We start from the raw sequence: 12,285 nt of genomic DNA, 5'->3' as shown, positions 1-12,285 counted from the left end.
TTTAGCTAAAAGTCTGCAATTAGCTTGTTTAGAGGGTATAATGACTACACTAAAGTAGGATAGTCAGCTAATATATAAATATGTATAAAACATAAATAATTGTGCGAATAAATATTAATATATTATTATAATTATGAGAAAGGGGTTTTAATGAAAGGTAAGTTGAATAAATATTTAGTGAAGCTTTTGTCATTAGCTTTAGCCTTTATTTTAGTTTTCCCAACTGAAATATTTGCTATGACATTAAATGACTCAAAAGCGAATGCTTACAAACCATCAAAAAGTGTGATGGGTCTTGCAAGCAATCTTGGATCATCAACAGATCAAAAGAAAGAAAAGGATGATGATAAACGGAATTTGATAAAATCTGACCTTAGCCAAGAAGAAACAGATACATACATAATAGAAAAGTCTGCAGTTTTATCAAAAATAACAGGTCAAATTGACTACAAAATAGTTCTAAAAGCTAAAAATCCAAATGAAAGCACTCAAGGAAACCAAATTGCTAGCTTTGCTATTACAGAAAACACAGATCTAAAAGATCTAAAGTTAGAAAAAGTAGAAGAACTAGATACTGAAGGTACAGAAAAAGATATAAAGTATACACAAAGTACTCCAAGTGTATTTTCTTCAAATGATACCATGTCTACACTTGGTATTTCATCAGCCAAAGCGAAAAATGCTATAGTTTATTATTTGAGTGCAAAATTAACAGATGATGCATTAAAAAACATTGATAGTATTTCTCCAAAAATGAATCTTGATATGGCAATAGTGCCAGATAATGAAAAAATATACCAAAATTGCTATGCTCTAGAATTAATAAATCCACAAGAAAATGACATTAGCATAGATGATAAGGGAAACTTAAATCAAAATAAGGCTAAGCTTAAAGAAATCTCAGACATCAGCCATGCCTACAAAGGTATATATAAAGAAGAAAAAGAGGGGGTAATTAACAAAACTCCAGCTCAAATTGTATGGACAGATTATATAAATCCAGTAGATGATAAAGAATTTACTTATGACTTTGATCTTGATAACAACCAAGATACCAAAGATAGTAAAATAAAAATCGAATTTTATCAGGCTACTGATAAAGGATATGTCTTAAACGAATCATTTACAAAAAAACAAAACTTCACAAAAAGTCTACTATTGCAAGTACCTGATGGTTATCTTGCAAAAGTAGAATTAACAACAACACCAAAAAAAGACGTTGGGATCAAAGAATACACTCTAAATGCAGTTAAGATACCGAATCCATATTATAAAGAAGAAAAGAAAGATAAAGGTGAAGAAAAAGTATCTGATGATTCTGAACCTCTACCTGAAAAAAACAAAAACTCATCTAATATAGAAGAGAAAGAATTAGAAATTGATCCAAAAACAAATGAAGCTGTGATTGATCATTCATTCATAAAAGAATCTGAAGTTTCTTCTGATCAAGCTGAAGAAAATGTATCAGCTATTGATCTAAATAGAGATAGCGTATTAAATAATTATAATAATGGTAATCTTAGTCCACTAGAAGAAGTTACTATTAATAATATTGCTACTTTATTTAATGCCTATAACAATGAAGAACTTAGCTACGAAAAACTTATAGATGAATTAAAAGACCAAACAAGTGATCTGTCAAAAGAAGATTTTGATTATATTGTTAAAGGTTTAATGGCTGGTTTAAAAGCAGATAAGTATAAAGTAGCTACTATAGATCAAAATGATTTACTTAATAAAGTTTATGAAATAAATCTTGATAGCAATGAAACTTTAGATAAAGAAAAAAAAGAATCAAAAATAAATAATAAAATTAAAGAAAATATAACCCTTCCTAATCCAGAATCTAACGAAACTTTTGATCATAAAATTCTAGACTCCAATAAAGCATCAGAGAAAGATAATACAGAAAATGAAACAATTAAAAAAGATGCTGTTGAAAGTTTTGATAAAAGCTTAGAACAAGTTAATGAAGGTATTAAAGTTCGTCAAGAGGATGATAGATCCTTTATTGACGATTTATCACAAGGTGTTAAAGGGATTTTTGGTCAAAGTAATCTTAAAAAAGCTGATGCTGAACTAAAAGCAGCTTTAAATAGTGGTCAAAGCTTAAGAGAAATCCAAGATCTTTTAATAGATCTAGGAGAACGCTATGAGTTAAACCGTAGAGATGAAGCAAAACTGATGACCGATAATGAAGAAGCTATTAAAGATCTAATTGCAAAAGAAGCTGATAATAACTTTAACCCAAGTTTATTAATGGCTCAAAATGCCGATAATATTAGTCCACTTGCTAATAAGAAGTTTACTGTAATGACTAGATTTGATACTTCAAATGCTAATCAACCAGTTAAGGCAGGACAATTCTTTAATATTCACCTTGATAAAAAACTAAAGGTTAACGATCCAACTACATTAGAAAATATTACTTATAATGGCAATGTAATTGCAAAAGCTAATTATGATCCATCTAGCAATATTATAAAATATGACATTGTAAGAGACCTCAATAATAATATAAATATTCCACTAAATATACCAGTTGACTATGATATTGCGAATATCGATAAACAAGCAGATAGCTTTACTATTATAAATAGAATATCTGGTTTAGGTGTCACAAATCCACAAAACTTAGTTCCAGTTGAAGTAGATAAAAATGGAAATATTACAAATACTATAATTGAACCGGAAAAAGAAGATATAACTCAAATTATTGAAAAAGAATCCGATGCTAACTATAGATTTAATATGGATGCCTATGGAAACCCTGTTATAGAAAATGGAGAAATGATAGGAGTTAACTGGATAGTAAATGTATCCTCTGATACAAGTCTTAATGAACTAGGTTATAAGCTAAACCTAACAGCAGTAGAAGGTTCAGGAATAGGACCTATTAATAATGTTAAATTAAATAATCAAGCTATAACTCTTACTGATAATGAGATAAAAGACAAGCTTGGAATTGTAGATTCAAAACATCATGATCTAAAAACATCTACAAAAGATCTAAACTATACATTCTTCACACCAATTACTAATAAACAGGCTTCATATATGCTAGATGTATCAGTAGCTTTAACTGATAGAAATAAAACTGGTGCTGTAAGACTAGTTTTAGATGAAGGTTATGATCAACAAAAAATTAGTGAAGCAACACCAACTCGTGTTGGTATGAACAACAGAACAACGATTCAAGGTGAATTCACATCAGAAAGTACAGGCAGATGGACTATATCTGATGCAGTATCTTCAAAAGATACCAACAATGGATTGCCATTAGCAACTAGAACATTAGATAATCAAACACTTTCCTCAGGAAATACTGCTACTTATGGTCTAGATGAAAATGGAAAGATGGTTGTAAAAAATGCTGAGTCTACAATAAATTCACTTCCAGCAAAGGGTACTAATCCATCAGGAAGTCAAGCTGTGGGTAATATTGCTGTTTATAAAGTAGACACCAAACTAAATAATCCAAGTTCAGCTCAAAATTATAGTGTGTCTGGTGTAAGTATATCTAAATATAAGGACATATATTTGGATCAACTTTGGGGTTTTCCAGAAAATAATAAATTCCAAATGCCAGCTCAAACTATAAAAGTAGTAGGCAAAGATGGAAAGGTATTAGGTCAAACTGATGTTTCTGCTGGAAAGGTTGGAGACATAGAAAGGGTAATAACTATACCAAATACCAAGTTTTGGGATATAGCTGATGATGGTAAAGCAAGCATGCTTGATCACAAGATTGTTCAACAATTTCCAACTAGTCCACTAACTATAAATGGCAAAAAATATGAATATAGAGAGAATTTAAATTACTATAGTCTTGATTTAAAACTTCATTATGCTCAAAACGCCCTAGTAGAAGTAGATGAAAAAATACCAGCTACATTTACAATTACAAAAGTAGATAGCAATGACCCTAGTAAAAAATTAGAAGGTGCAAGATTTAAACTGTTAGGATCAAATATAGATGTAAGTACAGATGCTAATGGTAAAGCTAAATTTTCAAATATAAATCCAGGAGAATATCAATTAATAGAAAGTAAAGCTCCATTAGGATATAAACCTGATCCAAATGCTAAAACAATAAAAATTTCTGATGACGGCAAATTATCTATTTCAGGTAGTAATGCTATACTTTCTGGGTCTAATAAAACCGAGCTTGTTAAACACCCATCATATCCGGACTATATGAATGCTATGCATTATGGAAATATAGATAATAATGGTAATGTAGATTTTTATATCTATCTAAAACCACTAAGTAATCAATCAGGTGGCACAAACAAGGATACTCGACTAAGTCTAGGTATTCCAAATGCCAAAGACCTTAATGTAGCAGTATATGATGTATCTCCAAATAATAGAAGTACTATCAAAACTGCTATGGAAAATCGTAGTGTAAATAATAACATTAGTAGTCTTGGAAATAACATCTTAAATGATAAAGCTCAAAATGAAATAACAGGAAAAAATGATATTACAGATGCCTTTACGGGCAAAAAAGGATATCAAATATCTTTTCCTAAAGAGAGATTTACTAATGATTGGGGATTTTTAGTAAAAGTATCAGGAAATGTTGGCAGCAATGAAAGCGCTGCAGCTTTCTATGATTGGCTTACAAATAACAACAATACAAAAAATGAAGCTAAAATTCAACAAAGCACTATTATTAGTAAAGAATCAGCAGGGAATGTGGAAAATTCTAATATTTTAATCACTAACGAAAGCTTTAGAAAAAGCCCAATAGCAGTAACTAAGTTTGATGATAGCTTTACAACTACAAAGGATCCAAAGACTGAACAGGACATCAAAAAAAGAGATAGACTTGCCGGTGCCGAATTTGTTTTAAAAGATAGTGATGGGGAAGCTCTAGCCAATAAATATACAGATAAAAAAGGGAATGTAAGCTTTGGAAATTATCCACCTGGAACATATTTCCTAGAAGAGCTAAGAGCACCAGCAGGTTACGAAAAATCAGATGTATATTTTGAAGTAACTGTAGATGAAATAGGGCAAGTTAATTATAATGCAAAGTTTAAAAATGGTATAGGAACTCCAGTTGCAGGTAAAGATTATTGGATAGAAAATGAACAAGAAAGCGGCGACTCTGGTAAAGCACCTGTTACAAATGTAAATCAAAGTATGGATATAAAAGAAGGAAAAGATTCTGGTTCTATTGGTACTAAGCCAGGAGTCTGGGAAGCCTACATGCTTGAGTCCTTAAAATATCATGCTGATATTAGTTTAAAAAGCTCAGCACCTGGATCTAGATTTGAAATCCAATTTGATCCTAACCTAGATTTCACCCAATATTTTAACGATTTTCCAAAAATTAATATTGGTGGACAAAATGTGGCAGACCCATATTTTGATTACAAAACTAACCTACTAACTTATGTATTTAACGAAAATTCTCATGGTGGAGAAACTACCGTAAATATAGATTTAGTAGGTATGATTCCAAGTAAATACTATGCTAAAGAAGATGGAAAATATGCTTTTACAACCATTGTTGCTCCTGGTCTAGCAGGTGTAACTGGTAATCCAATATTAAATGAGAGTTTCGTAGCTGACTATGGATCTTATGATACAGGTCATGGAAATCCTGCCCAAAGTAACTATTTTAGGGAAGTATATCAAGCTGATGATGGAAATTGGTATGTAGATGTTATTTCCTACTACAATGCCTTAGCTGATAAAAGTGTTGGAATAAAAACTTTAAATTATAACTGGCTATCTACCAATTATCAAAAAAATCAACAAATTGCAAGATGGGTAGGCAATGGAAATCCACCAGCCTTTAAATTAAATGATGTAGAAATATACAGAACCAATCCTAGAATTAAGACAGTAGATTTTGAAGCTTCTGGTAATACTTTCCAAAAAAGAATTAATGAAAATATGCCTTTATCTTATGGTATAAGACCAGAAGTAGATACTAGAACTTATGAATCTGTCTATAAATTAAATAATATAAATCCTAATAATAAAGTTAGCGATAAGACTGGAGACATAACATTAAATTATGATCCTAATAAGATCCAGTCCTCAGGAGTTATAAACAAGGGTTTCCCACTAACCATTAAAATGCCACAAATAAGCAATGGCGAGGGTTATGTTATAAAACAAACCTTTAAAGTTACAGATGAAGCTAAATTTAAAGAGCTTTGGAGAACTTTCCTAATGACTAATGGTAACTTGGAATCAGCATTTACCACTAAGGTCAATGCAAATATTGCAAGGGCTGACCAAACTAGCCAAGAAATTCCTAAGTTCTATAGAGAAGTAGTTGGTATAATAAATGAAAAATACACTCCAGGTAAATTTAAAATTACAAAGCAAAATGAAGTAGATAGATCAGCTCTAAAAGGAGCAGTTTTTGAGCTAACAGATGCAAATGGCAAAAGCATTTATAGAACATCAGACTCTAATGGGGAAGTCATTTTTGACAACCTAGCTCCAGGTATATATGACTTAAAAGAAGAAAAGGCTCCAGATGGATATAACAAGTCAGATAAAAGGTGGCAAGTAACTGTATATAACTATGGAGATGTGAGAATAGTAGAAGTTGGTATTGCCTCTGATAATCAGATTTATGAGGGAAGTAATATAAACTTTGAAGTTACAAATAAACCAGTTGGAGAAAAGTTTGTAATTTATAAAAAAGATTCCCAAGGCGAAGCATTACCAGGTGCTAAGTTTAAATTAACAAAAAAAGATGATGCTTCCTTTAGTAAAGAAGCAAGTTCTGATGGCAATGGTATTGTTAAATTTGAAGGTGATTTAACCGATGGAACATATATCATAGAAGAAGTTGCTCCACCAGCTGCTTATAAAAAGCTAGATAAAAAATGGGTTTTAGTAATTGAGAAAGGTCAAAAGAAAGTTTATAACTATGTTGATCCAACAAAAACTCAAGATGTCAAGTCAATACCAGCAGAAGATGGCGTTTCTTGGGTAGATGTAAAAAATAGAACAACAAACGGTTGGGGACAATATGACAATAGATGGTCTGGCTGGACAGGTAACTCTAATTATGCTAGCAAACTAGGAACAAGGATTGTCGCTATAAATAAAGAAAAAAATTATGCTGTTCAAAGATATGTAATAAACCCAGAGTCAGCATCTATAGGTGAAACTATAGCATCAATTCATAGAGAAAAACCTAATTATAATAATATGGACTGGTATGCTGGAGAAGAGTACAAAGTATTTACATTAGATAAACCAGTAACTGGATTGATATCTGACATTAGACTTGCAAATTATGATATAACAGACATTACAAATCAAGTTAAAAATGAAACAGACAACACACATTCTAGTGAGCCACAACGTTTGAGATTAACATTGCCAGCTACTGATAAACCTATTTTAATAGATGTAAAAATTCCTTATAAGGATGAAAATAGTGGAGTAGGAACAGGAATGGATTGGTCACAAGGTGGATCAACCTACTGGAAATCTGACTATTACGAAAGAGTATCCGATATTAAAGTAGGAGAATCTACTCATGCTATTGCTGGAGATATCAAAGGTTCATATGTATCTGAAAACTCATTGGATGTAATAAACGAACTCAAAAAATATGAATTTAAACTCAAAAAAGTAAAAGAAGGAAATGACAATACTGCAGTTCAAGGTGCTACATTTAGTCTGACAGGTCCAGATGAAAGCAAAGAGACAAGAACTATCAAAAGTGGAGCAGACGGACTAATTTCTTTTAAAGACCTAGAGCCAGGAAAATACAAACTAAAAGAAGAATCCCCAGCACCAGGTTATGAAAAAACAAATACAAGCTGGACAGTTACTATTACAAAAGATGGCAAAGTATATATTAAGGATGATAGTCAAGCAGCACAAAGTAATTTAAAGATTGAAAGCAAAGATGAATCATCAGCAAACATATTAAGGCAAAGTTTCCCAACAAGAATGAACATGGCAAATAGCTTTTATACGGCAAGTCCAGCAAGTCTAGGATTTGGAGAAATCCCAATAGAAATTCCTAGCCCTCAAATGTCTGGTGAAGGATGGCAAAAAGTTGTTCCTGATAGATCGGAAATACAAAATCATTCTGATTCTGATGAAAATGCCCTAAAAACCAAAATCACGGAGATAAATAAAGATACAAATCAATTTAAACAAGTATTCATGATTGATGGTAGTAAAAATAAAGACACTACTAGTTTCATGATGGATTTAATGAGAATGCCAAATGGCAATTTAGACAATAAAAAGGTAATAGCTAGAGTTTATTATGTAAATAAAGGTTCTACAATTGATAATTTAATTGAGCCTAGTAATGATTTTGACATCAGCGGTACAAAGCAAGGATTACTTCCACTAAGTACATCAGGCAAAGAAGGTATACTAAGATTAAGGTTTAATAATGGAAATAATAACAACACGCTTTTCCCTAACAACAAATTTGATAAAAATAATTTATTTGTTGTAGAAATAACCTCTAATTATGAAGGGGATAATAGTTCAATTGGTCTTGGGATGGAATACTTTAATAATGGTGTTACTAATTCAGGCTACAAAGCTTTTGAATATTATGCAAGTGAAGAAGATATAAATAAGGAATCTTATAAAGTCATATTGAATCAATCAATTAATGGCACTGTATCGGCAGATAGATTAACTGATCTTAAAAAAGATGATATTGTATCATTAAGGCAACAAGCCAACAGTGGATACAGATTTAATGGTTGGATTGTAAAAGATGCAAATGACAATTCTATAAGAGTAACTAATAATCAATTTAAAATGCCATCATCAAATGTAAGTGTATCAGCTTCATTTGAAAAAGTACCTAACTATAAAGTATGGGTTCAAACGGTAAAAGGTGGAACAGTTACGGCAAAGCCTAACACAGATGTTAGTGAAGAAACAAATATTAATTTAACAGTGACACCAGATCAAGGTTATGAGTTAGAAAAAATAACTTATAATGATACTGATGGAAATGTCCATACGGTAAATGGTACCTCGTTTAAAATGCCAGCTTATAACGTAACCTTATTGCCTGTATTTAAATTGATACCTAAAACAAAATATACTGTAACAGTTAATAATGATAAAAACGGTTTTGTGTCAGTAGATAAAACAAGTGCAGAGGAAAATGAACTCGTTAATGTAAATTTAGTTCCAAATGAAGGCTATGAATTAGATCAACTCCTTGTTGATAATAAACCTGTAACAGTAAATAACAACACATACACATTTACCATGCCAAAAGCAAATGTGACAGTCTCAGCAACATTTAAAGAAAAAGAACCAGAAATACCAGAAGGCTCCAAAGAAATCCCAACAGATGGATTTGCAGTAATTACCAACAAACAAGTAGGTCTGGATTTAAAGATAATAAAAAGAGACTTCAACGGAAATAGGTTGGAAGGTGCAGTATTTACTCTAAAGAAAACAGATCAAGGCTATAATACAGTTGATAATAACTTTGAAAAAGTTACAGCAACTTCAGATGCAGATGGTAGCGTGGTATTTAAAGGGAAAGATGGTCAACCTATTAAATTAACTGAGGGTTACTATATCTTAGAAGAAACTCAATCAGCTCTAGGATATAAACCAGCCCAAGCTCCTTGGAAAATAAAGGTATATGAAAAAAATGGACAAATGAAAGCAAACTACCTTGGACCAGAATATACTAACCATGACTTTTTACAATCTAATTATGCTAAAGTAGCTAATCTCCAAGATACTGGTAAAGGTATAAAATATGCATCAAGACTTAACTATATAGATACAGAATCTAAGACTTTTGTACAAAGATTGTATTTAGATACTAGAAATTACTCAGGTTCTGGTAAAGTAAATGTTCAAATAAAACCAATCATAAAAAGAGAAGAGATAGATACACCAGGTCAACAACCAAAAACAACAAACCAAGGTGTAAAGACAGCCTATAGAACAACATATAAGATATTAGATAATAGTGGCAATGTAGAAAGCAATATAGATAAAGTATTGAAGCACTATGACTTATCAAATTCAAATGTTTCCATGGTAAACACAGCAAGGTGGAGACCATTTGACTGGGGCTTTGATGAAGATCAATTAAACTTAGATAAAGGTGTATATGTTATAGATGTAGAAGGATACTATGATCCTAATATAATTGATAAAGGGAAAATTGGCTTACACTTTGATTTATATGATGGAGAAAGAAAATTTGAACAAGTAACTTCTTACGACCAAGATGGCAATGAAGTTTGGTATGATGGACTTGATGCATCCTACCAAGCAGGTATGGAAGCTATAAGGGATCACATAGAAAAATCTGCAGGCAAAAAAGCAGCAGATGATTGGTTTACAAGTAAGCCAGCTGGTCAAAAATACGAAAATTTCTTAAGCAAAGAAGCTTCCTACAATGGAGAAAATTATATAGCAGGTAGGGTATGGCCTTCAGTAGATGGACAACCATTATCTCATATAGATACAAATATAAATATAAAACCACTATATGAATCAACTGCTCATGAAATTCCAAATACAGGACTAGAAATTGTCAATGAAGAAGAAGCCTATAACATCACTTTCTCTAAGCATGGACGTGATGATGATACCTGGAGTGAAAGTGGAGAAGAAGTTACTAAAAATAGACTAGAAGGTGCGATATTTAAACTACAAGAAGAAATCGGTACATCATACGAAGATGTAGAAGATTCTTATGTAGAGTCAGCATTCAATGGATATTTTGGATTTAGAGGTCTAAAACCAGGACGCTACAGACTAATGGAAGTAAAAGCTCCAAAAGGCTATAAGCCAATAAAAGACCCACTTCTTTACTTCACTGTTGAAACAATAACTTCGGACTCTGGAAAAATTGTCAATCCGCAAACAGGTAAACTAGTAGATGTCAAGACTATAGAAATTAAGTTCCCTGGAAGTGATAAAATTCATAAACTTAATGAGTTAAAAATGATAGACCCAGATACGGGAAAAGAAATAGCTATTAATGATGTAGATTCTAAGAAAATAAATATAACAAGAGATAAGGTAATCAATCCAGAAACTGAAAAAGAAGTTGATCTAAGCACTGTAAAAATAGTAGCTGGAGATAATGACTATGATGTAAAAGATATCAAAATAGTTCCAGACTCCAACGGACTTATCTCCCTAGAGTATGACAAGGCAAACGGAGTTTACCAATACGTTCCAGAAGAATCAACCACTGAGAAAGATGGTAAATTAGTAGACTTTGTTACAGGAGCTACTGCCAAAAACATGGGTAAGATAGTCAATGAAAAAACAGTAGATAGGTTTAAAATCAAAAAAGTGGATGGTAATGAAAAACCTATTTCAAATGTAGGCTTTACCCTATATAAAAATAAAGATGATCAAGAAGCTATTGTTGATGAAATCTCAACAAATGATAAAGGTGAGATATACTACTGGAACCTACCAGATGGCACATATTGGTTAAAAGAAAGTACAATACCAAATGGATATATAGCCAAAGATAACAATCCATGGACTGAAATCACAATAGATAATGGTCTATCAGATTCTAATGAATCAATTGACTATTCACAAATAAAAGCTAGCAACAAAGAACCAAGTGATATAACTTTCCCTGACAAATTAACATATAAAATAGTAAATGAAAAAGTAGGAGAGTTAGAAATTGTCAAATATGCAAATAATATTGATGATGATAACAAACTAGAAGGTGCAGAATTTACATTATATAGAGACAAAGAAACAAAATATATAGCTAGACTAGATAATGTAAAACCAACGGTAATGACAAATAAAAATGGCTCAGCTAAATTTACCAATTTACCAGATGGTACCTACTATCTAAAAGAAACAAAAGCACCGGATGGATATATTCTAATGCCTACAATTTGGAAAATAGAAGTTAAAAATTCTGTAGTAAGTATTGAAGGACTAACAAATACAGAAAAATACGAAGTTGTTCCATCAAAAGAAGCTAATCCACCAATATTAAAAGTAATCAATAAATCACCAACCTACCCATCCACAGGCGGATCTGGTACATTTATTGGATTTTCTCTAATTGGTACAGCTATAATGCTTGCAGGTATTGCTTACTATGGTATCTATGCCAATGACAAAAATAGGCACAGATCTAATAGATATGGTAAATAGTAACTTGTAAGTAAATAATAAAAAAGGCTTTAGTTAAAACTAAAGTCTTTTTTAATTACGTTTGCTTTAAAAATTTATTAAAAGTAAATATTTTTAAAGATTATCTGGAACAATTTTTGTAATACATTTATTCTATTACAAAAA

The 12,285-nt window shown here is 31.5% G+C and carries 1 protein-coding gene; it reads left to right on the top strand.

Translation table 11 applies throughout. The features are described from left to right. Positions 1-150: 150 nt before the first annotated feature. Positions 151-12,141, top strand: coding sequence for a SpaA isopeptide-forming pilin-related protein (locus DY249_RS06245; protein WP_115595555.1), 11,991 nt, complete (start codon positions 151-153; stop codon positions 12,139-12,141). The last annotated feature ends 144 nt before the right edge of the window (positions 12,142-12,285 follow it).

It is taken from the genome of Anaerococcus octavius (assembly GCF_900445265.1).
GTDB classification, from domain to species: Bacteria; Bacillota; Clostridia; order Tissierellales; family Peptoniphilaceae; genus Anaerococcus; species Anaerococcus octavius.
Note: the sequence above shows the minus strand (reverse complement) of the source record. Positions and strands in the feature narration are given on the sequence as shown.

What these genes read in the sequence shown, in the direction of transcription:
- DY249_RS06245 (WP_115595555.1), top strand. Translation starts at nt 151, where the DNA reads ATGAAAGGTAAGTTGAATAAATATTTAGTGAAGCTTTTGTCATTAGCT.